General features: G+C 71.7%; 24 protein-coding genes. 7 read left to right on the plus strand and 17 right to left on the minus strand.

The window, feature by feature from the left end:
* Position 1: 1 nt before the first annotated feature.
* The 8 genes from OH809_RS29845 to OH809_RS29880 all read right to left on the minus strand — a co-directional run bounded on the left by OH809_RS29845 (position 2) and on the right by OH809_RS29880 (position 7058).
* Positions 2-907 carry an alpha/beta hydrolase gene (locus OH809_RS29845; protein ID WP_406515883.1) on the minus strand — a complete coding sequence of 302 codons (906 nt, stop codon included), beginning with the start codon at positions 905-907 and terminating at the stop codon, positions 2-4.
* Positions 904-2049 (minus strand): branched-chain amino acid ABC transporter permease, encoded by a 1146-nt coding sequence (locus tag OH809_RS29850; protein ID WP_406419022.1) that lies wholly within the window; start codon positions 2047-2049, stop codon positions 904-906. Before OH809_RS29850 ends, OH809_RS29845 begins: the two co-directional genes overlap by 4 nt.
* Positions 2046-2933: a branched-chain amino acid ABC transporter permease gene (locus OH809_RS29855; protein ID WP_406515884.1), complete on the minus strand. Its 888-nt coding sequence runs from the start codon at positions 2931-2933 to the stop codon at positions 2046-2048. The genes OH809_RS29850 and OH809_RS29855 overlap by 4 nt, the downstream gene beginning before the upstream one ends.
* Positions 2933-3685, minus strand: coding sequence for an ABC transporter ATP-binding protein (locus OH809_RS29860; protein WP_406515885.1), 753 nt, complete (start codon positions 3683-3685; stop codon positions 2933-2935). The genes OH809_RS29855 and OH809_RS29860 overlap by 1 nt, the downstream gene beginning before the upstream one ends.
* On the minus strand, positions 3682-4473 hold the full coding sequence (locus OH809_RS29865; RefSeq protein ID WP_406515886.1) for an ABC transporter ATP-binding protein: 792 nt from the start codon (positions 4471-4473) through the stop codon (positions 3682-3684). Before OH809_RS29865 ends, OH809_RS29860 begins: the two co-directional genes overlap by 4 nt.
* A gap of 3 nt (positions 4474-4476) precedes the next feature.
* Positions 4477-5724 carry a substrate-binding domain-containing protein gene (locus tag OH809_RS29870; protein ID WP_406419014.1) on the minus strand — a complete coding sequence of 416 codons (1248 nt, stop codon included), beginning with the start codon at positions 5722-5724 and terminating at the stop codon, positions 4477-4479.
* A gap of 210 nt (positions 5725-5934) precedes the next feature.
* On the minus strand, positions 5935-6303 hold the full coding sequence (locus OH809_RS29875) for a DUF4190 domain-containing protein (RefSeq protein ID WP_406419013.1): 369 nt from the start codon (positions 6301-6303) through the stop codon (positions 5935-5937).
* A 146-nt stretch (positions 6304-6449) separates the two neighbouring features.
* Positions 6450-7058 (minus strand): TetR family transcriptional regulator, encoded by a 609-nt coding sequence (locus OH809_RS29880; RefSeq protein ID WP_406515887.1) that lies wholly within the window; start codon positions 7056-7058, stop codon positions 6450-6452.
* 228 nt (positions 7059-7286) lie between these two features.
* Here OH809_RS29880 and OH809_RS29885 point away from each other — a divergent pair, with 228 nt between their 5' ends.
* The 4 genes from OH809_RS29885 to OH809_RS29900 all read left to right on the plus strand — a co-directional run bounded on the left by OH809_RS29885 (position 7287) and on the right by OH809_RS29900 (position 11314).
* Entirely contained in the window at positions 7287-8618 is a 1332-nt protein-coding gene (locus tag OH809_RS29885; protein WP_406515888.1) for a glycosyltransferase family 4 protein, read from the plus strand.
* 70 nt (positions 8619-8688) lie between these two features.
* Positions 8689-9456, plus strand: a complete 768-nt coding sequence (locus tag OH809_RS29890; RefSeq protein ID WP_406515889.1) for a class I SAM-dependent methyltransferase — start codon at positions 8689-8691, stop codon at positions 9454-9456.
* Positions 9453-10541 (plus strand): prenyltransferase, encoded by a 1089-nt coding sequence (locus OH809_RS29895; RefSeq protein WP_406515890.1) that lies wholly within the window; start codon positions 9453-9455, stop codon positions 10539-10541. Before OH809_RS29890 ends, OH809_RS29895 begins: the two co-directional genes overlap by 4 nt.
* Positions 10542-10762: 221 nt before the next feature.
* On the plus strand, positions 10763-11314 hold the full coding sequence (locus OH809_RS29900; RefSeq protein ID WP_406419004.1) for a hypothetical protein: 552 nt from the start codon (positions 10763-10765) through the stop codon (positions 11312-11314).
* A 169-nt stretch (positions 11315-11483) separates the two neighbouring features.
* On the opposite strand, the gene OH809_RS29905 is transcribed toward OH809_RS29900, so the two are convergent.
* The 5 genes from OH809_RS29905 to OH809_RS29925 all read right to left on the minus strand — a co-directional run bounded on the left by OH809_RS29905 (position 11484) and on the right by OH809_RS29925 (position 17175).
* A complete protein-coding gene (locus OH809_RS29905; protein WP_406515891.1) occupies positions 11484-12497 on the minus strand; it encodes an LLM class F420-dependent oxidoreductase in 1014 nt (337 codons plus the stop codon).
* Positions 12498-12613: 116 nt separating this feature from the next.
* A complete protein-coding gene (locus tag OH809_RS29910; protein ID WP_406424906.1) occupies positions 12614-13402 on the minus strand; it encodes a hypothetical protein in 789 nt (262 codons plus the stop codon).
* A gap of 240 nt (positions 13403-13642) precedes the next feature.
* Positions 13643-14590: an N-acetylmuramoyl-L-alanine amidase gene (locus OH809_RS29915; protein ID WP_406419000.1), complete on the minus strand. Its 948-nt coding sequence runs from the start codon at positions 14588-14590 to the stop codon at positions 13643-13645.
* A 21-nt stretch (positions 14591-14611) separates the two neighbouring features.
* Positions 14612-15199: a class I SAM-dependent methyltransferase gene (locus OH809_RS29920; RefSeq protein WP_406516296.1), complete on the minus strand. Its 588-nt coding sequence runs from the start codon at positions 15197-15199 to the stop codon at positions 14612-14614.
* A gap of 173 nt (positions 15200-15372) precedes the next feature.
* On the minus strand, positions 15373-17175 hold the full coding sequence (locus OH809_RS29925) for an MFS transporter (protein WP_406515892.1): 1803 nt from the start codon (positions 17173-17175) through the stop codon (positions 15373-15375).
* A gap of 250 nt (positions 17176-17425) precedes the next feature.
* Here OH809_RS29925 and OH809_RS29930 point away from each other — a divergent pair, with 250 nt between their 5' ends.
* The 3 genes from OH809_RS29930 to OH809_RS29940 are packed head-to-tail and all read left to right on the plus strand — an operon-like array spanning position 17426 to position 22382.
* Positions 17426-19600, plus strand: a complete 2175-nt coding sequence (locus tag OH809_RS29930; RefSeq protein ID WP_406515893.1) for an acyl-CoA dehydrogenase — start codon at positions 17426-17428, stop codon at positions 19598-19600.
* Between the two features lie 17 nt (positions 19601-19617).
* A complete protein-coding gene (locus OH809_RS29935) occupies positions 19618-20808 on the plus strand; it encodes a lipid-transfer protein (RefSeq protein ID WP_406515894.1) in 1191 nt (396 codons plus the stop codon).
* Positions 20809-20864: 56 nt separating this feature from the next.
* Positions 20865-22382, plus strand: coding sequence for an MFS transporter (locus OH809_RS29940; RefSeq protein ID WP_406515895.1), 1518 nt, complete (start codon positions 20865-20867; stop codon positions 22380-22382).
* A 248-nt stretch (positions 22383-22630) separates the two neighbouring features.
* Here the strand turns inward: OH809_RS29940 and OH809_RS29945 are convergent, their stop codons facing one another.
* From OH809_RS29945 to OH809_RS29960, 4 genes are read right to left on the minus strand one after another with little or no spacing between them, the layout of a single operon-like run.
* Positions 22631-23260 carry a response regulator gene (locus OH809_RS29945; protein ID WP_406516297.1) on the minus strand — a complete coding sequence of 210 codons (630 nt, stop codon included), beginning with the start codon at positions 23258-23260 and terminating at the stop codon, positions 22631-22633.
* A 5-nt stretch (positions 23261-23265) separates the two neighbouring features.
* Entirely contained in the window at positions 23266-24480 is a 1215-nt protein-coding gene (locus tag OH809_RS29950; RefSeq protein WP_406515896.1) for a sensor histidine kinase, read from the minus strand.
* Between the two features lie 11 nt (positions 24481-24491).
* Complete coding sequence (locus OH809_RS29955; protein WP_406515897.1) at positions 24492-25214, minus strand: ABC transporter permease; 723 nt, start codon at positions 25212-25214, stop codon at positions 24492-24494.
* Positions 25214-26164, minus strand: a complete 951-nt coding sequence (locus OH809_RS29960; RefSeq protein ID WP_406515898.1) for an ABC transporter ATP-binding protein — start codon at positions 26162-26164, stop codon at positions 25214-25216. The genes OH809_RS29955 and OH809_RS29960 overlap by 1 nt, the downstream gene beginning before the upstream one ends.
* Positions 26165-26224: the final 60 nt, after the last annotated feature.

Genomic DNA, 26224 nt, shown 5'->3' on the forward strand with positions numbered 1-26224 from the left:
CTCAACCATCGCACGGGCTCGGTATGTTCGAGAGTGCCACCAGTCGTGTGGCGATCTCCCGTCCACCGGCGTCCCCGGTGAGCACGGTGTAGTGGTTGACGTCCGGCACCGCCACCGGCTCCAGCAGGGTGCCGGAGAGGTCGGCGGCCGCCAGCCGCTGCTCGTCGTACAGTCCCTGCGGCTCGTCCATCAGACCGCGCGCCGCCCACAGCAGCGTCGCCGGCACCGGCAGCTTCCGTACCGCCGACAGCACGTCGTCGTCGAAGAGACCGATCCCGTCGGTGCGCACCGCCTCGATCCGGCACGTCGAGTGCATCGCCGGTTCGTCTCCCGTCAGATCGCGCTGGATGTACGCGTCCACCTCGGCCGACCAGACGTCCCCGGCGAACGCGGGATGCGCCTGCCAGAACTCCCGATAGGCGGCCCGGTCGGGGAACATCATCGACAGCCGGTCCATGGCAGGGCCGATCACCGCCGTCATCAGTTCGTCCGGGGAGAGATGGGTAGGGGCGGGGAAGCCGATCCCACCGTCGACGAGCAGCAGCGGACCGAACCGGTCCGGATGCCGTACGGCGGCCAGCGCCGCCACGAACGCGCCCATCGAGTGACCGGCCAGCACCACCCGGTCCAGGCCGAGCGCCCCGGTCAGGGCCGCGATGTCATCGGCGTGCGCCGCGATGCCGTACGGTCCGGGCAGCCCGGAGCTTCCGGCCCGGCCGCGCAGGTCCGGGGCGATCAGCGTGACCTGCCCGGCCAGCAGCCGCGCCACCGTGCCCCAGGAGAGCGCGTTGGCCGTGATGCCGTGCAGGGCCACGACCACCGGCGCACCGGGCTCCCGGGCCGGCCAGCGCAGCGCGGCCAGCTCGCCCCCGGCCACCGGGACACGTATCTCCTCGTACACGGTCATGAGCGCCGGTCCTCCTTCCGGGCGGGTGCGCCCTCACTGGTCGCACGGAGTACGGAACGCATCCGGGACGGCAGCCGTGCCAGCCCGCCCGGCAGGAGATGGACCACGGCCACGAACACCGCACCGAGCAGGAACAGCGGCTGCGAGAGCGGTACCCGCAGTACCGCGGGAAGGTCGGCGACCGCACCCGATCCGGCGAGATCGCCGAGCCGGTGGTCGGCCCATGTGTAGAGGATGCCGCCGACCATCGGTCCCCAGCGGGTGCCCGAGCCACCGAGCACCACCATCACGAGCAGCGACAGCGTGAAGTCCGACGTCGTCGTCTGCGGGGTGGAGCCACCGGTGAGCAGCAGATGGACGAGCCCGCCGAGCGCGGCCAGCGCACCGGCCAGGACGAACGCCGTCAGCTTGAACCCGTACGGCTTCAGCCCCAGCACCTCCACCCGGCGCTCGTTCTCCTTGATGCCCTCCCAGACCCGCCCCGTCGGGGAGCGGACCGCCCAGTGGACGACGGCCAGGGTGAGGACGAGATAGCCGAGCGCGACCCAGTACAGGTTCGCCGTGTGCTCGATGCCCACGAGTCCGGACGGCAGCAGTTCGGCGGGCGCGGCCCGGCCCTCCTCGCCGCCGGTGAAGCCGCCGGGGTTGCGGGAGACAAGGATCGAGCCCGCCTGGGCGAAGGCCAGCGTCACCATGGAGAAGCCGATGCCGGTGACGCGCAGGCTCACCGATCCCAGCACCACTGCGAGCGCGATCCCGAAGCAGACGCCGACCGGCGCGGAGACGGCGAACGGCAGTCCGGCCTCCAGCATGATGGTGTTGGTGACGTAGCTGCCCGCCGCGAAGTACAGGGCATGTCCGAAGGAGAGCAGCCCCGTCCGGCCGAGCAGCAGGTCGTAGCCGGTGGCCAGGGCGCCGAACAACAGGCAGGTGGCGAGGAGTTGCAGGCTGCCCGGACTGCCCAGCGGGCCGTCGAGCAGCCCCGGCAACGGCAGGGCGCTGTACGGCGCGACGATCAGCAGCACCAGCACCACGGCCGGCCACCAGCGCAGCAGCCGCGCCGTGTTCGCGCGCACCGGTGCGTCGGACGGTGCCGCCGGTGTTCCGCTCGTGCGGTCGGGTGTCCCGGTCACGGTGCTCACGCGAGCCTCCCGGTCAGTCCGCGCGGCCGTACGAGCAGCAGCGCGGCGAGCAGGACGACGACGGCCAGGTCGCCGAGGCCCGCTGCGGTGTAGTAGTTGGCGAACTGCTGGACCAGGCCGATCACGACGGACGCCACGGCGGCGCCGGTCACCGAGCCCATGCCCCCGGTGACGACCACGACGAACGCGAAAATCAGCAGCGAGGTGCCCTGCCGGGGGTCGACCGAGCCGAAGTACAGCCCGCCGAGCGCCCCGCCGAGCGCGGCGGCCGAGCCGCCGATCGCGAAGACAAGGGTGAACGCCTTGCGGACGTCGATGCCGAGCGCGGTCACCATCGCCCGGTCCTCGACCCCCGCCCGTACGACCAGTCCGTGCCGGGTCCGTCCGAGGAAGAGCCGCAGCGCGATCAGCACCACGACCGCCGCCGCGATCAGCACCAGCCGGTTGACCGGGACGTCCGCGCCCACCAGGGAGAACGTGCCGGACAGTGCCTCGGGCCCGGGGAAGGTCCGGGCGTCCGAACCCCAGATGCCCGACAGCAGCGCCGGGACGGCGAGCCCCACCCCGACCGTGGCGAGCACCTGCTCGCGCGGCCGGGTGTAGAGCGGGCGGACGACGGTGAGCTCCAGCAGCACCGCGGCGGCGGTGCCCACCGCCGTACCGAACAGGACCGCGAGGACGAAGCCCGCACCGCCGGGGCCCGCGCCCGGCAGATTGCCGGACGCCGCCCACCAGGTGCCGTACGCGCCGATGGAGAGCAGCGCCCCGTGCGCGAAGTTGAGCACGTCCATCAGACCGAAGATCAGCGAAAGCCCCGACGCGATCAGGAAGTAGAGCGCCCCCAGACCGAGTCCGGTCATGGTGAGCAGCACAAGGGTGGACATCAGGAATCTTCCTCCGCGTTCCGGGAAGGCACGTGGGCGGCCGGACCGTGCCCCACGCCCAGCAGCCGGCGCGCCGCCTCCGCATCGCCCAGCAGCTCACCGGCCGGTCCCTGATGGGCGGTCCGGCCGTCGGCGAGCACCGTGCAGTGCGCGGCGAGGCGCCGTACGACGGCGAGGTTCTGCTCCACGAGCAGCACCGGCACCGCCTCGGCGGCCCGCTCCAGCACCTCGGCGACCTCGGTGACCACCTTGGGCGCCAGACCCTTGGTGGGTTCGTCCGCGATGATCAGCCGGTTTCCATTGAGGAGAGTGCGTCCGATGGCGACCATCTGCTGCTGCCCGCCGGACAGCGTCCCGGCCAACTGGCGCTCCCGGCGTTTCAGTTCGGGGAAGAGCTCATGGACGAGGGGGTATGCGGGCGCACCCGCCCCGCGCCGCTCGGCCAGCCGCAGGTTCTCCGCCACGGTCAGTCCGGCGAAGATGCCGCGGTCCTCGGGGGCGTAACCGATGCCCCGCCGCACCAGCGTGTGGGTGGGCAGCGCCACGGTCTCCTCACCGTCGAGCCGGACGCTTCCGGTGCGCGGGACGAGGCCGAGGATGCCGCGCACGGTCGTGGTCTTCCCGGCGCCGTTCCGGCCGAGGAGCGCGGTCACCCCGTGGCGGGCGACATCGAGGTCCACGCCGTGCAGGATGTGCCGTCCGCCGATGAGAACCCGCAGGTCCCGTACGGCGAGCAGGGTCTCCGTCGTCACAGTCCCTCCCCGAGGTAGGCCTGCTGCACGGTCGGGTCGGCGGTCACGGCCTCGGGGGTGTCCAGCGCCAGCAGCCGGCCGTGGTGCATCACGGCCAGCCGGTCGGCCAGCCCCAGCAGTACGTCCATGTGGTGCTCGACCATGAGGACGGTGCGGCCCTCGTCCCGGTGCAGGGTGCGGATCAGTTCGGTGAGCGCGGGGACCTCCTCCGCGCTCACCCCGGCCATCGGTTCGTCGAGCAGCATCAGCCGCGGCTCGCCCACGAGCAGCACCGCCAGTTCCAGCTTCCGTTTCTCGCCGTGCGACAGCTCGGACGCCAGCGCCCGCGCGCGGTGGCCGAGTCCGGTGCGCTCCAGCACGCCGCGCACCTCGTCGGTGTACGGGGAAGCGCGCCGCCACACGCGGTACGAGCCGCCCCCGGCGGCCTGGGCGGCCAGTCGGACGTGGTCGGCCACGCTCATCCCCGGCCAGAGGCTGGACGTCTGGAACGTCCGGCCGATCCCGCGCCGGGCCCGGACGTGCGCGGGACGGCCGGTCAGGTCCGCACCGTCCAGCGCGACGGTGCCCGAGGTGGCCGTCGTCAGCCCGCTGATCAGATTGAACAGCGAGGTCTTGCCGGCCCCGTTGGGGCCGATGAAGGCCAGGAACTCGCCCTCGCGGACATCCAGGGTGATGTCCTCGACGATGGTCGCCCCGCCGACGCCCCAGCCCAGTCCGGCCAGTTGAAGCACGGGGGCGGCGGAGTGCGCCGCGCTCCCGTGATCCGTCGTGATGTCAGGTGCTGCCACCGGTCAGCCCGCCGAGGGCTTCGCGGGCGGCGCCACCTTGTCCATCGGCTCGGTGGTCACCAGCGCCGGCTTCGCGGTGGCGCCCTTCCCGGTCAGCTTCGCCACGAACATCGGCTGCAGCAGCGCGTGGTCCTCGGCGCGGACCTGCTCCCTGCCCTTCACCCCGTCGAAGCTCCAGCCCTCCAGGGCCTTCGCCATGGCGGCGGGATCGGTGGCGCTGCCCTCCTCCACGGCGTGCACGATCATCTGCGCCGCGGTGAAGCCGTCGGGGGTGAACAGATCAGGGGTGCCGCCCGCCTTGGCCACCGCGTCCAGCATGGCCTTCTCCACGGCGTTGCCGCCGCCCGCGCCGGGGAAGTAGTGCGCCAGGAACGAGACCTTGGAACCCGCCGCACCGAAGACCGGGTACGAGGCGGTCCCGGCCAGCCCGGTGACCACCTTGGAGGCGCTCGGCACCCCCTGCTGGTCCAGGGCGGTCCACAGCGCGGGGGCGGTGGAACCGGCCCAGGCGACGAAGACCAGATCGGGACCGGCGGCCTTCACCTGCCGGGCGAACGGGGTCAGGTCCGTGGCGCTCGGCGGGGCCAGCACGGAACCCACCTTCGCGCCCTGGCCGCCGAGCACGGCCTTCACCGCGGCGACGTTGGCCTGGCCGAACGTGGAGTCCTGGGCCAGCACGGTGACCTTCTTGCCCTCGGCCCCGCCGAGCATCGCCCCGGCGGTGAGGATGTCCTGGTAGGACTGCCGGCCGGAGCGGAACGTGTAGTCGTTGATCCCGGTCACGGCGTCGGTGGCGGCGGGCCCGCTGACGTACAGCACTTTGTTCTGCGCGGCGAGCGGCGCCATCTGCAGGGCGACCCCGGAGTCCGTGGTCCCGGCCAGTACCTTGTAGCCCTTGCCGATCAGGTTCTTCGCCGCGGCGACCGCCTTGCCGGGGTCGCCCGCGTCGTCCTGCTCGGTGACCTCGATGCGGTGCCCGGCCACCTTGCCGGTGCCCTTCGTCGCGTAGTCCAGACCCGCCATGAAGCCGTCGCGGTACTGCTTCCCGTAGGCCGCGAGCAGCCCGGTCCGGGAGTAGACCAGCCCCACGTCGACGGTCTGGTTCTTCGCGCCCTTGCCGGGCGCGGTGTCCGTCTCGCCCGCCTTGCCGGCGGCGGTGCAGCCGGTCAGCAGGACGCCGGCGGCGGCCAGCGTGGCGAGTGCGGAGAGGGATCTGCGGTGGTGGACGGTGCCTGTGGCTCTGCGACGCATGGTGACCGGCTCCTCGGCGGGATTCCTGTGATGTCGCCGAACCGTATGAACCCCGCGCCGCCGTCGACATGGTGCAGGGGCCCCCACCTGAGGCGGTGCACATGTGGGGGCCGCACATGGGCCGGAGCCGGGGGCAGGGGGCGCGGCCCGCAGGACGCGCCCCGTCAACACCCCGTCGGCGCCGGGGAAACCGCCTGGGCGGCGGTCCCGTCAGTACCAGATCGCCTGGACCGTGGCCACGGCGAACCCGAAGCCCGCGAACACGCAGCCGATGATCCCCATCACCATTCCGGCGGTCGCCTGGCCGCGGGCGCCGCCCTCGCCCCGGTCCGCCATGCGGCGGGCCGAGATACCCAGGCACAGGGCGATGATGGGCGCCACGATCGGAACGAGCAGCAGTCCGACGATGCCGAGCACCATCGAGGCGGTCGCCTTGCCGGTGGGCAGGGGGGCGCCCGGGGGGTACCCGTAGCCGTAAGGGGCCTGGGCGCCAACGCCGTACCCCGGCGCCGTCCCGGGGTGGACACCCGGGTTCTGCCCGCCCGGCGTGCCGCCTGCTATACCTGACGCGTCAGCCATGTCTTCCTCTCCATCGGTGCTGGTCAGGTACATGCTAGGAGAGATTCGAGGGCGCCCGGCACCGAGATGTGAGGGGTATGTGGTCGACAGGTGACGCCCCGGGGTGGGTCCGCCAGGGGCTGTCCGCGGCTAAGACCGACCGGCCCTCAGGGGGCGTCCGGCGTCGTCACGTCGATCAGCCGGCACACCGTCTCGATGTCTATCTTCACCTGGGCGATCGACGCCCGCCCCGACAGCCAGGTGATCAGCGCCGAGTGCCAGGTGTGCTCGATGACGCGGACCGCCGACAGTTGCTCCGGCGTCGGGTGCTGGAGCCCTATCGAGTCCAGGATGATTGCCGTCGTGATCCGCGAGACGGTGTCCACTTCGGGACTGACGCTGCGGTCCGCGAAGGTCAGCGCACGCACCATCGCATCCGCCAGATGCGGTTCGCGCTGCATCGCGCGGAACGCCCGCATCAGGGTGTCGGCGACGCGCGCCGCCGCGTCGTCCCCGGCCGGGGGGCGCTTGCGCAGCGTCCCGTGCATGTGCTGGAGCTGGTCCTGCATGGTGGCGACCAGGAGGTGGATCTTGGAGGGGAAGTACCGGTACAGCGTGCCCAGGGCGACCCCGGCGGCCTCCGCCACCTCACGCATCTGCACCGCCTCGAAACCGCCCCTGCTGGCGAGCTGGGCGCTGGCGTGCAGAATGCGACGACGGCGGGCCTCCTGCCGTTCCGTCAGGGGCGGCGATGCCGGCTTGGCTTCCGCTGTCATGTGTCCCCATCCATGGCTTCTGTCCGCGACCGGGGGAGGCGTCTGGGCCCCGGCGGCGCACAGCATGCCAGGGTGCCCGGTGGTGGCGCGAATCACCTGATCCGGCCGTTGCGTCGACGCTACCTGCCGGTAGATTCGTAGCTCATTGAACGATCCAGTCTGAAACTTGTTCTAGATTAGCGTGAGCGGTTACGCTCCGGCGAACACGCAGTGAGAAGGGGGCCGAGTGTGACCGCTGAGGCCATTGAAGCGGGCCCCCGCGCGGGCGGCCACGTGTCGGGCAGCACCGACGGGCGACCCCTGCGCATCGCACTTCTCACCTACAAGGGCAACCCGTTCTGCGGCGGTCAAGGTGTCTACGTACGCCACCTCGGCCGCGAGCTCGCCCGCCTCGGCCACAGCGTCGAAGTGATCGGCGCCCAGCCCTATCCCGTACTCGACGAGGGCGTCCCGCTCACCGAGTTGCCGAGCCTGGACCTCTATCGCCAGCCCGACCCGTTCCGCACCCCCGCGCGCGGGGAGTACCGGGACTGGATCGACGCCGCCGAGGTCGCCACCATGTGGACCGGCGGTTTCCCGGAACCGCTCACCTTCAGCCTCCGCGCCCGCCGCCATCTCGCCGCCCGCCGCGGCGAGTTCGACGTCATTCACGACAACCAGACCCTCGGGTACGGGCTGTTGGCGGATCTCGGCGCTCCGCTCGTCACCACCATCCACCACCCCATCACCGTCGACCGGCAGCTGGAACTGGACGCCGCCGGCAGCCGTCGCCGCCGCGCCTCCGTGCGCCGCTGGTACGCCTTCACCCGCATGCAGAAGCGGGTCGCGCGCCGGCTGCCGTCGGTCCTCACCGTCTCCGGCTCCTCCAAGCTGGAGATCGTCGACCACCTCGGGGTGCGGCAGGACCGGATCCATGTCGTGCACATCGGTGCGGACACCGACCTGTGGTCGCCCGACCCGAAGACCGCCGAGGTGCCGGGCCGGATCGTCACCACCTCCAGTGCCGACGTCCCGCTGAAGGGCCTCGTCCACCTCGTCGAGGCGCTCGCCAAGCTCCGTACCGAGAACCCGCAGGCGCACCTCGTGGTCGTCGGCAAGCGGGCCGAGGACGGACCGGTCGCGCAGGCCATCGAGCGGTACGGACTCCAGGGAGCCGTCGAGTTCGTCAAGGGCATCAGCGACACCGAACTCGTCGACCTGGTGCGGAGCGCCGAGATCGCCTGTGTCCCGTCGTTGTACGAGGGGTTCTCGCTGCCCGCCGCCGAGGCCATGGCCACCGGCACCCCGCTCGTCGCCACCACCGGCGGTGCGATCCCCGAGGTGGCCGGCCCGGACGGCGAGACCTGCCTGGCCGTGCCGCCCGCCGACGCCGGGGCGCTGGCCGCCGCACTCGCCCGGCTGCTGGGCGACCCGGAACTGCGGGCCCGGCTCGGCGCCGCGGGCCGCGAACGAGTGCTGTCCCGGTTCACCTGGAAGCAGGCGGCCATCGGCACCGCGGAGCTCTACCGGCAGGCGATTGCCGCCCGCGCCGCCACCACGCACGCCGGCGGCCGTCGGTGACCCCGACGCCCGTCCTCGCCGCCCCGGCTCCCTGACCCCCCTCGACCCCCGACCGCGAAAGCAGGCATTCGTGCTGACCGTGGACTTCACCCGCTTCCCGCTCGCCGCAGGCGACCGAGTGCTCGATCTGGGCTGCGGCGCCGGACGCCACGCCTTCGAGTGCTACCGGCGCGGCGCCCAGGTGGTGGCACTCGACCGGAACGGCGAGGAGATCCGCGAGGTCGCGAAGTGGTTCGCGGCGATGAAGGAGGCCGGCGAGGCCCCCGAGGGTGCCACCGCCACCGCGATGGAGGGCGACGCGCTCAACCTGCCGTTCCCCGACGAGTCCTTCGACGTCGTCATCATCTCCGAGGTGATGGAGCACATCCCCGACGACAAGGGCGTGCTCGCCGAGATGGTCCGGGTCCTCAAGCCCGGCGGCCGGATTGCCATCACCGTGCCGCGGTACGGCCCCGAGAAGATCTGCTGGACGCTCTCCGACGCGTACCACGAGGTCGAGGGCGGCCACATCCGCATCTACAAGGCCGATGAACTCCTGGGCAAGATCCGAGGCGCCGGTCTCAAGCCGTACGGCACCCACCACGCCCACGCCCTGCACTCGCCGTACTGGTGGCTCAAGTGCGCGTTCGGAGTCGGCCGCGACGGCAAGGACGCAGCGCTCCCGGTCCGCGCGTACCACAAGCTGCTGGTCTGGGACATCATGAAGAAGCCGGCCGCCACCCGGGTCGCCGAGCAACTGCTCAACCCGGTCGTCGGCAAGAGCTTCGTCGCCTACGCCACCAAGCCGCACCTGCCCAGGGCCGCCGTCGCGGACGACCTTTCGAAGGCCGAGGCGTGACCACTCCCGAGCAGACCGAACACCTCGTACTGCCCGGGGTGCTCACCGCCGAGCAGGCCACCGAGACCGTCGCCGCGCTGCTCGCCGTGCAGTGCGAGGACGGCGCGCTGCCCTGGTTCCGCGGTCACCACCTCGACCCGTGGGACCACACCGAGGCCGCCATGGCCCTCGACGCCGCGGGTGAGCACGCCGCGGCGGAACGCGCCTACGACTGGCTGGCCCGGCACCAGAACGAGGACGGCTCCTGGTACGCCGCCTACCACGACGGCGACCCGGACCGGCCGACCGACCGGGGCCTGGAGTCCAACTTCTGCGCGTACGTGGCGGTCGGCGTCTGGCACCACTACCTCGCCACCGGCGACGACGCGTTCATCGACCGGATGTGGCCGACCGTCTGCGCGGCCGTCGAATTCGTCCTGCGGCTCCAGCAGCCCGGCGGGCAGATCGGCTGGAAGCGCGAACCCGACGGCACCCCGGTCGACGACGCCCTGCTGACCGGCTGCTCCTCCATCCACCAGGCGTTGCGCTGTGCACTCGCCATTGCCGAACAGCGCGAAGAGCCGCAGCCCGACTGGGAGTTGGCGACCGGTGCGCTCGCGCACGCGATCCGCAACCACCCCGAGCGCTTCCTCGACAAGAGTCACTACTCGATGGACTGGTACTACCCGGTCCTCGGCGGCGCGCTCACCGGAACAGCCGCCAAGGAACGGATCGAGGCAGCCTGGGACCGCTTCGTCGTCCCCGGCCTCGGGGTGCGCTGTGTGCTGCCCAACCCCTGGGTGACGGGAGGGGAGAGCTGCGAACTCGCCCTGACGCTCTGGGTGATGGGCGAGTCCGACCGGGCGCTGGAGATTCTCCAGTCCATCCAGCACCTGCGCGCCGAGGGCGGCATGTACTGGACCGGTTACGTCTTCGCGGGCAACCGGGCGTTCTGGCCGGAGGAGCACACCACCTGGACCGCCGGCTCGCTGCTGCTCGCGGTGGCCGCTCTGGGGGGCGACGAGGCGACCACAGCGGTCTTCAGCGGCGAACGGCTGCCGAAGGGGCTGGAGCCGGACTGCTGCGGCGAGGCTTCGCGCACCTGATGGTCCGCTCGGACCACTGAGCGCGTCCTCGTCGGGGGCGGTGCTGCTTCTCGTGCCTTTCCAGGAGACATGAGCACCGGGTTGCCGCTTTCCGTAGCCCGAAACCCGGACGGCGCCTCCTGAGTGGCGCGGCACCCGGGCCGGGATGAACCTGGCCGGGGGTGCCGGATCCGCGTCACTCACCGCAGAACTCGCCGTGTGCCCGTCCAGGGAGGCCCGCTGTGCCCAGTTCCGTACCGCTCCGCCGTCTGTTCGTGGCGTTGCTGCTGTCCTGCACGGTGCTGGTGGGCGCCACCGCGTGCGGCGGCGGCTCCGGCAGCAGTTCGAGCTCCTCTCCGTCTCCGAGCGGTACGGCGTCGCCGGAGAAGCAGAAGCTCGCGAAGACGCGGTTCGTCGCCAACGCGGGGCTCGCAGCGGGTGCCACGTATCAGTGGATCGTGAAGCCGTACCGTGCGGGCAAGTTCAAGAAGGGCGCCGACGGGCGGAAGTCCGCACTGGTCAAGGCGGGGCTCGCGGGCGGGTTCGCGTACAACCGGCTCAAGGCGGCGGCGGAGAACGCCAAGGGCGATCCGCTGCTGTCGAAGGCGGTCGCGCCACTGACGGCGGGCATCGAGTCGCTCAAGGGGCTCGGGAACAAGCTCCGCACGGGCGAGGCGGGCGCGGGGGACGTCAGTGCCTTCGAGAACGTCATCAACGGCATCAAGGACGCGGGCAAGAGCGCGGGCGCCGAGGTGAAGGACAAGGTGCCGTCCACGTCCCAGCTCGGCGGATAACCGGATGCGGGCTGCGAGGCGGCCGCATGAGGTGCGCGCGCCGCTGATGGACCCGATGCTGCTGATCAACCGGCGGCTGGGCGCGGACAGCGGGCGGCCCGAGGTGCTCGGTGACCGGGAGTTGCTGGACTTCTGGCTGGAGCGGGCGACGCTTTGCTGAGGCGGGCGCTCAGGCGCTGTTGAGGTCTGCCAGTACGCGCAGGGTGTGCGGGTCCGGTGCCGTGACCAGCAGGTCGGTGACCGGGCCCTTCCGCCACAACTCCAGCCGTTCCGCGATCCGTTCACGCGGGCCGACGAGCGAGATCTCATCGGCGAACGCGTCCGGCACGGCCAGCACCGCCTCCTCCTTGCGGCCTTGCAGGAACAGCTGCTGGATCCGCCGCGCCTCCTCCTCGAAGCCCATCCGTGCCATCAGATCGGCGTGGAAGTTACGGGCGGCGTGTCCCATCCCGCCGATGTAGAAGCCGAGCATCGCCTTCACCGGCAGCAGGCCTTCCGCGACATCGTCACAGACGTGCGCGCGGGCCATCGGCGCGATCATGAAGCCGTCGGGGAGCTCGGTCAGCGACGCCTCGTACACATCGGTCCGCAGCGGCGACCAGTACAACGGCAGCCAGCCGTCCGCGATCCGGGTCGTCTGCGCGATGTTCTTCGGGCCTTCGGCGCCCAGCAGTACGGGCATCCCGGCCCGCAGCGGATGGGTGATCGGCTTCAGCGGTTTGCCGAGCCCGGTCGCGTCCGGACCGGTGTACGGATGCGAGTGGAACCGCCCGTCCAGCTCAACAGGGGCCTCGCGCCTCAGCACTTGCCGGATGACCTCGACGTACTCGCGGGTGGCGGTCAGCGGGCTCTTCGGGAACGGGCGCCCGTACCAGCCCTCCACCACCTGGGGCCCTGACAGCCCGAGCCCGAGCATCATGCGGCCGCCGGAGAGATGGTCGAGGGTCAGTGCGTGCATGGCCGTCGCGGTCGGGGTGCGTGCCGCCATCTGCGCGATGCCGGTGCCCAGCCGGATGCGGGAGGTGTGCGCCGCGATCCAGGTCAGCGGGGTGAAGGCATCGGAGCCCCAGGCCTCCGCCGTCCACACCGAGTCGTAGCCCAGCCGTTCCGCCTCGCGGGCGAGGTTCAGGTGGGCGGGGTTCGGGCCGCGGCCCCAGTAGCCGAGAGCGAGTCCGAGCCGCATACCGGTCCCTCCAGCCATATCGAACTGACGAAACATCAGATCGCTTTGTACGGACGGAGAGTACGGCAGCGGCCCCCCGCCCGGAAGGGGCGAGGGGCCGCGGAGCGGGAGTGCTGTCAGCCGCGCTGGATGCCCGTGGTGTCCTGCAGAACACCACGACGGCCGTCCTGGGTCTGGGCGATGAGGCCCGGACCGCGCTGCTCGACCGCGAGGTACCAGGTGCCCGGCGCCAGTTCGGCGATCGGGCTCGGCGAACCGTCCTCGCCGTACAGCGGACGGGCCACCGGCACGGCGAACCAGAACGGCGTGAAGTCACCGGCCGGCGCGGCGCCGCCCTGCGGGGCCTGCTGCGCCTGCGCCTGGGCGGGGTCGGGCTGACCGGGCTGCGGCTGGGCACCGTACGGCTGGGGCTGACCCGGCTGCGCACCGTACGGCTGCTGCTGGGCACCCGGGTAGCCGTACCCCTGGCCGGGCTGCGGCTGGCCGCCGTACGGCGTCTGCACGGCCTGCGGGCGCGGGGCGCCCATCAGGGGTGCCTTCAGCGCGGGAACCAGCGGGGTGGCGACCGCGCCGCCGGCCAGCACGAGCGAGGCGATCAGACCGAGGACGAGACCGGCACCGGCGTCGACCTGGCCGAGGTCGATGATCGTCCAGAAGATGTTCCACGCGGTGAAGACCGTGGCCGCGACACCGAACTGGCCGAGTTCCAGGCCGACGACCTTGCGGGGCTGGGGCTGCGAATGGGAGAGCACGATCAGTGCCGCACCGATCACCCCGACCAGGTAGACGCCGATCGCATTGCCCAGCGAGTCCCAGGCGTTCGGCGCAGCGACGGTGAGGCCGTTGTAGGAGAAGAAATCGAGGAAAGAGGCGATGAACAGCACCACCGCTGCTCCGATCACCACGCCATCGCCTCTAGTGAGCGAGCGGATATTCACGTGAAGGTCCTTAGTCGGTCGTCTCGTCGGGGCGGTCGTCGCTGCCGCCGGTGCGGCGGGCACGGCGCGAAGCTCGGGGCGGCTCCGCATCGTACGGATGAATCTATCGTCTGCCCGGGCGGGTTGTGTCCTGGCCCGGGCCTTGGACGGTCATCCCCCCGAATAACCCTGCATAACCACCGCACAACCACCGCATAACCAGGGTGCTTACCCGCGCAGGTAGGAACTGATGCCATCCGCAATGCCCTGTGCGGCCTTCTGGCGCCAGCCCGCGCTGGTGAGCAGGGCGGCATCCTTCGGATCACGCATATTGCCGCACTCGATGAACACCTTGGGCACCGTGGACAAATTGAGTCCGCCCAGATCCTTGCGGGTGTCCAACCCCGTATTGCCGCCCACGTAATTGGAAGGCGCACTTCCGGTAGCACGGACGAAGAGACCGGCGATCCGGGTGCCGAGATCGCGCGACGGTTCGACGATTTTCGAGGTGTCCGCCGCCCCGCCGCGCACGAGTGCGGGAAGGATCACATGGAAGCCGCGGTTGCCGACCGCGGAACCGTCCGCGTGCACCGACACGACCGCATCGGCCCCGGCGTTGTTGCCGATCCGGGCGCGCTCGTCGACACACGGCCCGTACGGGCGGTCGTTGTCGTACGTGAGGACCACCTCGGCGCCCTGCGCCTGCAGGAGCGCCCGCAGCCGGTGCGACACGTCGAGGGTGAACTCGGCCTCGGCGTAACCCGAGTCGGTGGACGTACCGGTGGTGTCGCACTCCTTGTGCGCGGTGCCGATGTCCACCTGGCGGCCGATCTCGCGGGTGTGCTCGTGGTTGCGCGGGTTGTGCCCGGGGTCGATCACGACCGTCTTCCCCGACAGCGGCCCGGACACCGTGCGGCTCGCGGACTTCGACGGGGAGGGCGGCACCGAGGCCGTCCTCGCCGCCGGACTGCTCTTCGCGGGCGAAGGCGAAGGCGACCGGGACGGCGGGGACGATGTGCCACCGCCGCCCTCGCGCGGCTCTGCTGCCGCTCCGCCACCGCTGCCACCGCCGCAGCCCGCGATCAGGCACACGCAGCCCAGCGCGGCAGCGGCGAGCAGGGTCCGGCGGCGCCGCGCTGGGCGCGGGGTGGGGGAAACGCTGGTGTCGTACGGCACGTCGCGATGCTATCCGGCGGCTCAGATCCCCGTTCCGGTACGGCGCAGGACGCGCAGCGAGTCCGTGACCGACACCTCGGTGAACGCCCCGGACTCCAGCGCCCGCAGATACACCCGGTACGGCGCCTGACCACCGTGCGCGGGATCGGGGAACACGTCGTGGATCACGAGCAGCCCGCCCTCGGCGACATGCGGCGCCCAGCCCTCGTAGTCACCGTTCGCATGCTCGTCGGTGTGCCCGCCGTCGATGAAGACGAAGCCGAGCTGCCCGCCCCAGACGGCCGCGACCTGCGGGGACCGCCCGACGAGCGCCACGACGCGGTCTTCGAGGCCCGCCGCGTGCAGCGTGCGGCGGAAGGTCGGCAGCGTGTCCATCCGGCCGACCTCCGGGTCCACGACGGTCGGGTCGTGGTACTCCCAGCCGGGCTGCTGCTCCTCGCTGCCCCGGTGATGGTCGACGGTGAGTGCGGTCACACCGGCCGCCCGGGCGACGTCGGCGAGCAGGATCGTGGACCGCCCGCAGTACGTCCCGACCTCCAGCAGTGGCAGACCGAGCGCGGCGGCGTCGGTGGCGGCCGCGTGGAGGGCGAGCCCCTCGACCACCGGCATGAAGCCCTTGGCCGCCTGGAAGGCGGCGAGAATCTCCGGCTCGGGCTCGGCGGCCACGGGGTTCCTCCTGGTCGTACGGGAATGAAACGGCGCCTCATCGTGCCGTACGGGCCGGTCGGAGGTGTCGGCGGGGCCGCAGGAACTCCCGGTGGGGTCGGACGTCTCCCATCTGCTCATGACGGCACCGCGGTTCGACGCTCCGGTGCGCTGACCGTCAGCACGAGGTCGATCTCGACGGGCGGTCCGCTCGCCGGGTACGCCGCCGGGCAGGCGCGCGGCGCGTACCCGGTGGCGGACCCGGCCAGCACGAAGCCGCTGCCGGAGGACGGGGCGGTCAGGGCGAACCGACCGGCCTCGTCCGTGACGGTGAGCCCCGCCTGCCGGCCCGTCCGGTCGATCAGCGTGACGTTGGCGCGGGCCACCGGCGTGCCGTCCGCATCCAGCACCCGGCCGCGGAACCCGCCCGAACCGGCGGCGGCATGCGACGCCTCCCGGACGGGCACCGCCTCGTCCGTGCTGCTCGCCAGCAGCACCGGCCGCATCGCGTCGCGCTGCGAAGGCAGGAACGCGGCCAGCACCAGACCGATCACCACCGCACCCGTCGCGATCACGAAGGAGGTCCGGAATCCCTCCATCGAGGGAACCGACACCGGTCCCATCCGCACCGAGGTGTTGGCGAGCACCATGCCGATCACGGCACTCGACACCGACGTACCGATCGACCGCATCAGGGTGTTCAGACCGTTGGCCGCACCCGTCTCGGACGGATCGACGGCCCCGATGATCAGCGCGGGCAGCGAGGAGTACGCGAGCCCGATACCGGCCCCGAGCACCACCGCGATCACCACGGTCTGCCAGGCGGCACTCATCAGACCGAGCCCCGCCCCGTAACCGATCGCGATGACCAGCAGGCCGAGCATCAGCGACACCTTGGGCCCGCGGCGGGCGGACAGCCGGGCGTACAGCGGGGCGACGAACATCATCGTCAGACCCAGCGGCGCCACGCACAGCCCCGCCACGACCATCGACTGCCCCAGGCCGTACCCCGTCGACGTCGGCAGCTGCAGCAGCTGCGGTAGGACGAGCGAGACCGCGTAGAACGCGACACCGACCATCACCGAGGCGAGGTTGGTGAGCAGCACCTCGCGCCGGGCCGAGGTCCGCAGGTCGACCAGCGGCGCGGGGCTGCGCAGCTCGAAGAGCCCCCACAGCACCAGGATCAGCAGGGACGCGGCGATCAGACCGAGCGTGGTGCCCGAGGTCCAGCCCCAGTCGCTGCCCTTGGTGATCGGCAGCAGCAGACAGACCAGACCGAGCGAGAGCCCGAGCGCACCCGGCAGATCGAACCGGCCGGGCGCGCGCAGCGAGGTCTCCGGCACGACGAGGATGGTCAGGGCCATCGACAGCACCCCGAGCCCGGCGGCGCCGAAGAACAGCGTGTGCCAGTCGGCGTGCTGCGCGACCAGCGCGGCGCCGGGCAACGCGAGTCCGCCGCCCACGCCGATCGAGGAACTCATCAGCGCCATCGCCGAGCCGAGCTTCTCGCGCGGCAGCTCGTCGCGCATGATGCCGATGCCCAGGGGGATGGCGCCCATCGCGAAGCCCTGGAGCGCCCGCCCCACGATCATGACGACGAGTTCATCGGTGAAGGCGCAGACCAGCGAGCCGATCACCATGACGGCGAGGCTGGCGAGCAGCATCCTCCGCTTGCCGTGGAGGTCGCCGAGCCGGCCCATGATCGGCGTGGCGACGGCCCCGGCGAGCAGTGTCGCGGTCATCACCCAGGTGGCGTTGGACGGATCGGTGTGAAGGAGGGCGGGCAGGTCCTTGATGACGGGGACGAGCAGGGTCTGCATCACCGCGACGGTGATACCCGCGAAGGCGAGTACGGGGACGACACCGCCGCCCGCACGTTGCTTCCGCGGATCGGGGAGCTGCTGCTCCTCGGCGTGCTGATCGTTCGTCGTCTGTGGCATACGTGCGGCCTCCGGGCAGCGGAAGGAAGGGGGTGAGGGCGGAGTGCGGGTCCGGCGGCGGGCAGCACCGACCGCCAACTGTGTGCACGCTGAACGCTTCCGGAGGTCCGGGGTATTCCGGTGAACGCGGTACCAACAGGACATGGCGCGGTACTTGGCCGGAACCGTTCGACCATCTGACCTTCCGTCAGATTGGAACGTGTTCTAATCTTGTGCCGTTCCAGTGGCCGCGACCGGTGAGGATCCGTACATGGGCATCGGAATCACCCAGGAACAGCGGGAGTTGGCGCAGGCCGTACGGGGATGGCTGGCGCGTGCCGTACCCCCGGACGAGATCCGCAAGCTCCTCGACGCGAGCGCCCCTTCCGCACCCGGCGTGCGCCCCGGCTACTGGGACGGTCTCGGCGAGCAGGGGCTGCTCGGCATCCATCTGCCCGAGGAGCACGGCGGAGCAGGCGGCACACTCCTCGACCTCGCCGTGGTTCTGGAGGAGGCGGGACGGGCCGCGCTCCCCGGCCCGTACCTGGCGAACGCGCTCGCCTCGGCGGTGCTGGGCAACGCGGGCGGGAGCGACCTGCTGGGCGCCCTCGCCGCCGGTACCCGCATCGGCGCCGTCGCCCTCGGCCCCGGCACCCTCACCGTTGTGGAGGGCGAGGACGGTCACCTCCTCGACGGCACGGCTCCACCCGTGCTCTCCGGTGCCGACGCCGACCTGCTCCTGCTCCCCGCCGAATCGACCGTCGGCACCCTCTGGTTCGCCGTCGACACCGCCGCCGAGGGGCTCACCGTGCGCCCGCACCGCGGCGCCGACCCGACCCGCCCCACGGCCGAGGTCCGGGCCGACGGCGTACTCGTACCCGCGGACCGTGCCCTACGGATCGACTCCGCGGCCGTCCGCGATCTCGCCGCCGTCCTCCTCGCCGCCGAGGCGTGCGGCACCGCCTCCCGGGCGCTGGACAGCGCCGTCGCGTACGCCAGGGTCCGCGAACAGTTCGGCCGTCCCATCGGGCAGTTCCAGGGCATCAAGCATCTCTGCGCCGACATGCTCGTCCGCGTCGAACAGGCCCGCGCCCTGGTGTGGGACGCCGCCCGCGCGGCGGGCGAAGCCCCGGAGGTACGGGGACTGGTCGCCGCCCTCGCCGCGGGCACCTCGCTCGACGCCGCGTACAGCTGCGCCAAGGACTGCATCCAGGTCCTCGGCGGCATCGGCTTCACCTGGGAGCACGACGCCCACCTCCATCTGCGCCGGGCGCTCGTGGCACGGCAGTTGCTGGGGGCGGGGGACGTCCACCGGCTGCGGGCCCTCCGGCTGGCCGAGGGCGGAGCGCGCCGCGAACTCGCCCTCGAACTCCCCGCCGAGGCCGACCGTCATCGCGCCGAGGCGCGAGAGGCCCTCGCCGCCGCCCAGGGGCTCGACCCGAAGGCCGCCCGCCGCGTCCTCGCCCCGACCGGCTACGCCGCCCCGCATCTGCCCGCCCCCTACGGTCTGGACGCCGGACCCCTCCACCAGCTCGCCGTGCAGCAGGAGTTGAAGGAGCAGGGAGTGAAGGTGAGCGACCTGGGGATCGCCACCTGGGTGGTGCCGTCGCTCCTCGCGTACGGGACACCGGACCAGCAGGACCGCTACCTCATGCCCACCCTGCGCGGCGAACTCCTCTGGTGTCAGTTGTTCTCCGAGCCCGGCGCCGGCTCCGACCTCGCCTCGCTCCGCACGAAGGCCGAGCGGACCGCCGAGGGCTGGCGGATCAACGGCCAGAAGGTATGGACGAGCGCCGCCCAGTGGGCCGATCACGGCATCCTGCTCGCCAGGACCGACCCGGACGCCCCCAAGCACCAGGGGCTCAGCTACTTCCTCGTCGACATGAAGAACACCGAAGGCATCGACATCCGCCCGCTGAGGGAGATCACCGGCGACTCCCTCTTCAACGAGGTGTACTTCGACGACGTCCTGCTGCCCGCCGACGCCGTCGTCGGCGACGTGGGAGACGGCTGGCGGGTCGCCCGCAACACCCTCGGCAACGAACGCGTCCACATGGCCGACCGGATGACCTTCGACACCGGACTGGAAGCGTTCGTCGCCCGCTCCGGCGATCTCGACGGCGCCTACCGGGCGCGGATCGGCGCCCTCGCCGCCGAGGCGCACGCGCTCGCCTGCATCGGACTGCGGACCACCCTGCAGCAGGTGTCCGGACTGGAGCCGGGCGCCGGAGCCTCGGTACGCAAGCTCGTCCGGACCACCCACCAGCAGAAGGTCGCCGAACTCGCCCTGGAACTGCTCGGACCGGCGGGCGCGACCGCAGAAGGTCCCGGGGATCGGGCCCTGCACGGATTTCTGATGTCCCGCTGTCTGACCATCGCGGGCGGCACCACCCAGGTTCAGCTCAATGTCGTCGCCGAGCGCATTCTCGGCCTCCCGCGTGACTGAAGGGACGTGACCTCTCCATGAAGGCGTACATCGTCGGTGTCGGGATGACGAAGTTCGAGAAGCCGGAGACACGCGACTGGCAGTACTGGGACATGGCGAAGGAGGCGGGGAACGCCGCGCTCGCCGACGCCTCGGTCGCCTACGAGGAGGTGCAGCAGGTCCCCGTCGGCTACTGCTTCCAGGCCTCCACAGCCGGCCAGCTCGCCGCATACGAGCTCGGACTGACCGGCGTACCCGTCTACAACGTCAACAACAACTGCGCCACCGGCTCCACCGCGCTGATGCTGGCCCGGCAGTTCGTCGAGGGCGGCATCAGCGACTGCGTCCTCGCGCTCGGCTTCGAGAAGATGACGCGCGGGTCGCTGGGGAGCGGGTCCGACGGCGGAGCGGACTTCAGGACCTCGCCCGTCGCCCGGCACTACGGGATCATGGCCGCCGCCCACGGCTTCGAGATGTCCCCGCCCACCGCCCAGATCTTCGGCAACGCGGCCCGCGAACACATGGAGCGGTACGGGACGACCGAGGCGCAGCTCGCGGCGGTCGGCGCCAAGAACCACCGGCACTCGGTGAACAACCCGTACGCCCAGTTCCAGAACGCGTACACGGTCGACGAGATCCTCGCCGCCAGGACCATCCACCGCCCGCTGACCAAACTCCAGTGCTCGCCCACCTCCGACGGGGCGGCCGCAGCCGTCGTCGTGTCGGAACGCTTCGTCGGGAGCCACGGGCTGGAGGACAGGGCGGTCGAGATCGCCGCCCAGGCCATGACGACCGACACCGCAGAGTCCTTCGCCTCCGGCACCTGCATCGACGCCGTCGGACTGCCCATGTCACGCGCCGCCGCCCGGCAGGTGTACGACACCTCGGGGCTCTCGGCCGCGGACCTCGACGTCATCGAGCTGCACGACTGCTTCTCCATCAACGAACTCCTCACCTACGAGGCGCTCGGCCTGTGCGGCGAGGGCGAGTCCGGCAAGCTCGTCGAGTCCGGGGCGACCACCTACGGCGGCCGCTGGGTGGTCAACCCGTCCGGCGGCCTGATCTCCAAGGGCCACCCGCTCGGCGCCACCGGCATCGCCCAGGCCGCCGAACTCACCTGGCAGCTGCGCGGCGAGGCGGGCGACCGGCAGGTGCCCGGTGCCCGGGTCGGACTCGCCCACAACATTGGGCTCGGCGGCGCGGCGGTCGTCACGCTCCTGCGCCGATAGGCAGAGCCGGGTGCCCGGCCGTATACCGATGTACGGGGCGCAGGGCGCCTGCGAGTATGACCCTCATGGTTGACGTCACGACGCCCACGCCCCTGCAGATCCGGCAGAAATCCCGCACCTGGGCGGTGGTAATCGCCGCCTGCATCGGCCAGTTCCTCGTCATCCTCGACGTGTCCGTCGTCAATGTGGCGCTGCCGTCCATGCGGTCCGACCTGGGGCTGAGTGCCAGTCAGTTGCAGTGGGTCCTCAACGCGTACGCGATCGCGTTCGCCGGGTTCATGCTCCTCGGCGGGCGCGCCGCCGACATATACGGCCGCAAGCGGATGTTCCTGGTCGGGCTCGGCCTGTTCACCGCCGCCTCGCTCGCCGGCGGGTTCGCCCAGGAGGGCTGGCAGCTGCTCGCCGCCCGTGCCGCGCAGGGGCTCGGCGCCGCCGTGCTGTCTCCCGCGACCCTCACGCTTCTCACCGCCGCGGTTCCTGAGGGCCCGGCCAGGACCAGGGCGATCGGCACGTGGATGGCCGTCGGCGCCGGAGGCGGCGCGGCCGGCGGACTGGTCGGCGGGGCGCTCACCGACCTCCTCTCCTGGCGCTGGGTGCTTCTGATCAATGTGCCGTTCGGCGTGCTCGTCCTGATCGGCGCCACGGTCTGGCTCGCTGAGAGCCGGGCGGGCGGGCGGCACCGTATCGACCTGCTGGGCGCGGTGCTCGTCACGGTGGGGCTGGCCACGGTCTCGTACGGCATCGTGCAGACCGAGCAGGAGGGCTGGACGGCTGCGGCCACCCTGGTGCCGCTGCTCGACGGGGTGGCGCTGCTGGGCCTCTTCGTCCTGGTGGAGGCGCGGACGGCGGTGCCGCTGATGCCGCTCAGGGTGCTGGGCACACGGGCGGTGGCGGCGGCGAACGTGGCGATGATCGTGATGGGTTCCGCGACGTTCTCGATGTGGTACTTCATGACCGTGTACGCACAGTCGGTGCTGGACTACACGCCGACGCAGGCCGGATTGGCCCTGCTGCCCACCTCGTTGGCGGTCGTGCTCGGCTCGACGTTCGCGCCGCGGATCATGGCACGGGTCGGCGCGAAGAACCTCGTCCTGATCGGTCTGGCGATCACTGCCACGGGCTTCGGCTGGCAGTCCACGATGGGCGTGGACGGCTCGTACTTCACGTCGATCTGCGGGCCCGGCATCCTGATGATGGCCGGTGCGGGGTTCGCGTCCACCCCGCTCGCCTCCCTCGCCACCGCGGGCGCGGCGCCCGGGGACGCCGGTCTGGTCTCCGGGCTGGTCAACACCTCGCGCACGATGGGCGGTGCGCTGGGTCTCGCCGTGCTCTCCACGGTCGCGGCGGCACGGACCGGGGGCGGCACCGGGGCGGAGGAGCTGACCGCAGGGTTCGCGCTGGCGTTCCGGACAGCCGGCACGGTACTGCTGGGCGGACTGCTGCTGATGGCCCTGTGGCTGCCGCGCCACCGCTCGTCGCGCTCCGGAAGGTCCGGCCCGTCGGCCACGTCAAGCCCGTCGACTCCGTCCCGCGCGTCGAGCCCGTCGGGCATCTCGAGCCCGTCCGGTGATTAAGACCGGCCGGCAATTGGGGGGCGGCGTCACGGGGCTGGGGCACGCACCTCGCGGCGTTGTCGTCCATCACCATGTTCCCCGAGCTCTCGGCTTCGCTCGAGCAGGGGAGGCCCCATTCGCCATGGCTCAATTCTCCGCCTTGCGATGCACGCACCCCAGCCCCGCTCCTTCACCCACCCCCCAATTGCCGGTCGGTCCAAGGGCAGGGGGGCGCCGGCCACGCCCGGCGCCCCTCCGGCGAACACCGCCTACAGCCAGCCCTGCTGCCGCGCCGCCCGCACCGCCTCCATGCGGTTCCGCGTCCCTGTCTTCCCGATCGCCGACGACAGGTAGTTACGTACCGTCGACTCGGAAAGATGCAGTTTCGCCGCGATGTCGGAGACCGTCGCCCCGTCCACCGACGCGTTCAGCGCGTCCCGTTCCCGCGCCGTGAGCGGGCTGGGGCCCGCGCTCAGGGCGGCCGCGGCGAGGACGGGGTCGATGACGGTCTCGCCAGTCAGCACCCGGCGGATGGCCGCCGCGAGCTCCTCGACCGGGCCGTCCTTGACCAGGAACCCCGCCGCGCCCGCCTCCATGGCGCGGCGCAGATAGCCGGGACGCCCGAAGGTGGTGAGGATCAGCACCCGGCAGTCCGGCACCTCCTCGCGCAGGTCGGCGGCGGCGTCCAGTCCGCTGCGGCCCGGGAGTTCGATGTCGAGGAGTGCCACATCGGGACGGGACAGCAGCGCGGCGTCCACGATCTCGTCCCCGGCGCCGACCTGGGCCACGACCTCGATGTCCGGTTCGAGCCCGAGCAGCAGGGCGAGCGCGCCGCGCATCATGCCCTGGTCCTCGGCGAGCAGAACCCTGACGGTGTGCAGCCGGTGGTCTCGGGGCATCTCGTTCACCGGCCCAGCGTATGGGGTGAGGCGGGACTTCCGGCGGCGTCCACCGTGTCCACCGGCAGCTCCGCGCCGACCACGAAACCGCCGCCCGTCCCGGGACCCGCGGTGAGCGAGCCCCCCGCCGCGGCGAGACGTTCGGTGAGGCCCTTCAGGCCGGTGCCGCCGACGCCGGGCGCGGGCGGCGGGCCCGCCGGTCCGCGGCCGTCGTCGGTGACGGTCAGCCGGACCCGTTCGGCCGTGCCGTCGACGAGGAACGAACAGGCGGTCGCGGCGCTGTGGCGTACGACGTTGGTCACCGTCTCCCGCACCACCCAGCCCAGCAGCGCCTCCGCCTGCGGGGTGAGCGGCGGTCCCGAGCGGCGGACCACCGATTCGATCCCGGCGGCGGTCAACGCGGACCTGGCCCGGTCGAGTTCGGTGGCCAGGCTCCCCTCGCGGTAGCCGGTGACCGCTTCCCGTATCTCGGTGAGGGCCTGCCGGCCGACGGACTCGATGTCGGCGACCTGGGCCAGCGCCGCGTCCATGTCGCGCGGCGCGAGCCGGCGCGCGGCCTCCGACTTGACGACGATCACCGAGAGCGTGTGTCCCAGCAGATCGTGCAGATCGCGGGAGAAGCGGAGCCGTTCCTTCTCCACGGCCGTGCGGGCCAGTTCCTGCCGGGTGGCCCGCAGTTCCATCACGGTCTCCGACAGGGTGAGGATCGCGGCCGTCACCGCGCCCGAGATGAAGGTGCCGTATCCGATGGTCCACGGGTCCGAGGCGTTGTCCCCGCGCCAGACGGCGACGAGGCTGGCGACGGCCGCGAGGCCCAACAGGCTGAGCAGCAGCTGCCGGTGGCGCAGGATGACGCCGCAGGCCAACGAGAGCAGGGGGAAGAACAGCAGCCAGGTGCCGCCGTACCCGATTGCCAGCCCGAACGTGACCACGGCCATCACGGCGAGCAGCACGTACGACACGGGGCTCTCGCGCTTCCTCTTGTCGAACCCCCGGAACACCACAGAGATGTAGAGGGAGTTGAAGACAAGCAGCCCGAGGCCGCCGATCCAGGGGTTCGGGGCCCTCCCCTGGAAGAGGTTGGAGAAGGCGCCGAGTCCCATCAGCAGCCAGGGCAGCAGCGAGTACGGTCCGGGCGGGCAGGGGCGCCGGTTCTCGCGTCGCCGTACGCGCCGTTCCCGCCACGTACCCCCCCGCGCACCCGTTCGGTTCCTGCGCATGTCCACTCCTGTCACATGGTCCTCGCGGACCGACGGTACGAGATCACGGCGTACGTACCGAACAGCAGGAGCCACGCGCAGAGCACGGCGATCGTGCCGGTGCCGGGCGCGTGCCCGTCGGTGGTGGCCCAGCCCAGGTCGGCGAACCGGTTGGCGGGCGTGAACCTGCCGATGGAACGCAGCCATTCGGGAAGCAGGTCCAGCGGGAACCAGAGTCCGCCGACGATTGCGAAGCCCATCAGACAGGCCACGTTGACGACCCCAGTGCCCTGCGGGGTGAGCCGGTAGCCGTTGCCGAGGCCGAGCAGGGTGAACGGCAGCGCGCCGATCCACAGCAGCAGCGCCAGTGCGATCCACTGCCAGGCGTCCAGCCGCACCCCGTTGAGCAGCCCGCCGGCGAGCAGCACCGTCACGATCGTCGGCAGGACGGTCACCGAACCGCCGATCGCCCGGCCCACGACCGCCCGGGAAGGGGCGAGCGGGGTGACCCGCAGCTGTTGAAGCCAGCCGAGAGTCTTGTCGGAGGCGACCCCCGTACCGATCGACATGGCGGAGCCCAGCGCACCGTACGCGGCCATGCCGACCATCGAGGCCGTCTTCCAGCCGTCGACGCCCTCGCCCCCGCCGATATTGGTGAAGAGCAGATACATCATTACCGGCATCCCGGTCCCGAAGATCAGGAAGAAGCCGTCACGCAGGGTCCTGCGCACTTCGAGCACGATGTAGCGGAACATCACACGGTCTCCCTCTCGGAATCGGTTACGGGTGCTGCGGCGGCCGGTGCGGTGAGGGCGAGGAACGCGTCCTCCAGCGTGGCCCGGGAGACCTGGAGGCCACGGATCGCGCCGAGGCGGGCCAACTCCATGACAGTGGCGTCCGAATCGTCGGTGTGCAGCAGCGCCCGGTCCCCGGACACCTCGACGGTGACGACGCCGGGCAGCAGCTCCAGGCCCTCGGTCGGCCGGCCCGCCAGGTCGAAGGAGACGAGACTGCTGCCGGCCGAGCCCCTGATCGTGTCGGCGCTCCCGTCCGCGACGATCCGGCCGTGGTCGATGACGACGATCCGGTCGGCGTTCTCGTCGGCCTCCTCCAGGTAGTGCGTGGAGAAGAGGACCGTGTTGCCGCGCCGGGCGTAGGCGCGCATGGAGTCCCAGAACGCCCGCCGGCCCTCGACGTCCAGGGCGGCGGTCGGCTCGTCCAGGACGACCAGCTCCGGGTTGCCGGCGAGTGCGACGGCGAACCGGACGCGCTGGATCTGCCCGCCGGAGAGCTTGTCGATGCGCCGGTCGGCGTACGCGGAGACGCCCGCCAGGGCCAGCGATTCGGGGACCGGCATCGGGCTGGGGTAGGTGGAGGCGACGAACCTGATCAGTTCGCGGACGGTGACCCCGGGGATCGGCCGCCCGTCCTGCAGCATGGCGCCGACCTGGCCGGCCCGTACCGCCTGCTCGGGGGTGGAGCCGAGCAGCTGCACACCGCCCGATTCCGGCTCGTTCAGACCGAGCAGCAGACTGATGGCGGTGGACTTGCCCGCGCCGTTGCGGCCGAGCAGTGCGACGGTCTCGCCGCGCTCGACGGTCAGATCGATCCCGTCGACGGCCCGTACGGTCTGCTCCGCCCGGCCGAAGGTCTTGACTGCCCCGGTGAAGACCACCGCGGGCCCGCTCCCCGTTGTCTTTTTCATGACACTGACGGTACGGAGCCGGGCCGGCACCCCGGCAGAGGCGCTTGTACGGACTCCGCG

Origin of the sequence: Streptomyces sp. NBC_00873 (genome assembly GCF_045207415.1) — a bacterium.
GTDB lineage: Bacteria > Actinomycetota > Actinomycetes > Streptomycetales > Streptomycetaceae > Streptomyces.

Excerpts from the sequence above, each read along its gene's own strand:
- OH809_RS29920 (WP_406516296.1), bottom strand. The coding sequence starts at position 15,199 with ATGCCGGTGGTCGAGGGGCTCGCCCTCCACGCGGCCGCCACCGACGCC.
- OH809_RS29925 (WP_406515892.1), bottom strand. The coding sequence starts at position 17,175 with ATGCCACAGACGACGAACGATCAGCACGCCGAGGAGCAGCAGCTCCCC.
- OH809_RS29845 (WP_406515883.1), bottom strand. The coding sequence starts at position 907 with ATGACCGTGTACGAGGAGATACGTGTCCCGGTGGCCGGGGGCGAGCTG.
- OH809_RS29940 (WP_406515895.1), top strand. The coding sequence starts at position 20,865 with ATGACCCTCATGGTTGACGTCACGACGCCCACGCCCCTGCAGATCCGG.
- OH809_RS29935 (WP_406515894.1), top strand. The coding sequence starts at position 19,618 with ATGAAGGCGTACATCGTCGGTGTCGGGATGACGAAGTTCGAGAAGCCG.
- OH809_RS29930 (WP_406515893.1), top strand. The coding sequence starts at position 17,426 with ATGGGCATCGGAATCACCCAGGAACAGCGGGAGTTGGCGCAGGCCGTA.
- OH809_RS29870 (WP_406419014.1), bottom strand. The coding sequence starts at position 5,724 with ATGCGTCGCAGAGCCACAGGCACCGTCCACCACCGCAGATCCCTCTCC.
- OH809_RS29905 (WP_406515891.1), bottom strand. The coding sequence starts at position 12,497 with ATGCGGCTCGGACTCGCTCTCGGCTACTGGGGCCGCGGCCCGAACCCC.
- OH809_RS29950 (WP_406515896.1), bottom strand. The coding sequence starts at position 24,480 with ATGCGCAGGAACCGAACGGGTGCGCGGGGGGGTACGTGGCGGGAACGG.
- OH809_RS29945 (WP_406516297.1), bottom strand. The coding sequence starts at position 23,260 with ATGCCCCGAGACCACCGGCTGCACACCGTCAGGGTTCTGCTCGCCGAG.
- OH809_RS29855 (WP_406515884.1), bottom strand. The coding sequence starts at position 2,933 with ATGTCCACCCTTGTGCTGCTCACCATGACCGGACTCGGTCTGGGGGCG.
- OH809_RS29875 (WP_406419013.1), bottom strand. The coding sequence starts at position 6,303 with ATGGCTGACGCGTCAGGTATAGCAGGCGGCACGCCGGGCGGGCAGAAC.
- OH809_RS29960 (WP_406515898.1), bottom strand. The coding sequence starts at position 26,164 with ATGAAAAAGACAACGGGGAGCGGGCCCGCGGTGGTCTTCACCGGGGCA.
- OH809_RS29955 (WP_406515897.1), bottom strand. The coding sequence starts at position 25,214 with ATGTTCCGCTACATCGTGCTCGAAGTGCGCAGGACCCTGCGTGACGGC.
- OH809_RS29880 (WP_406515887.1), bottom strand. The coding sequence starts at position 7,058 with ATGACAGCGGAAGCCAAGCCGGCATCGCCGCCCCTGACGGAACGGCAG.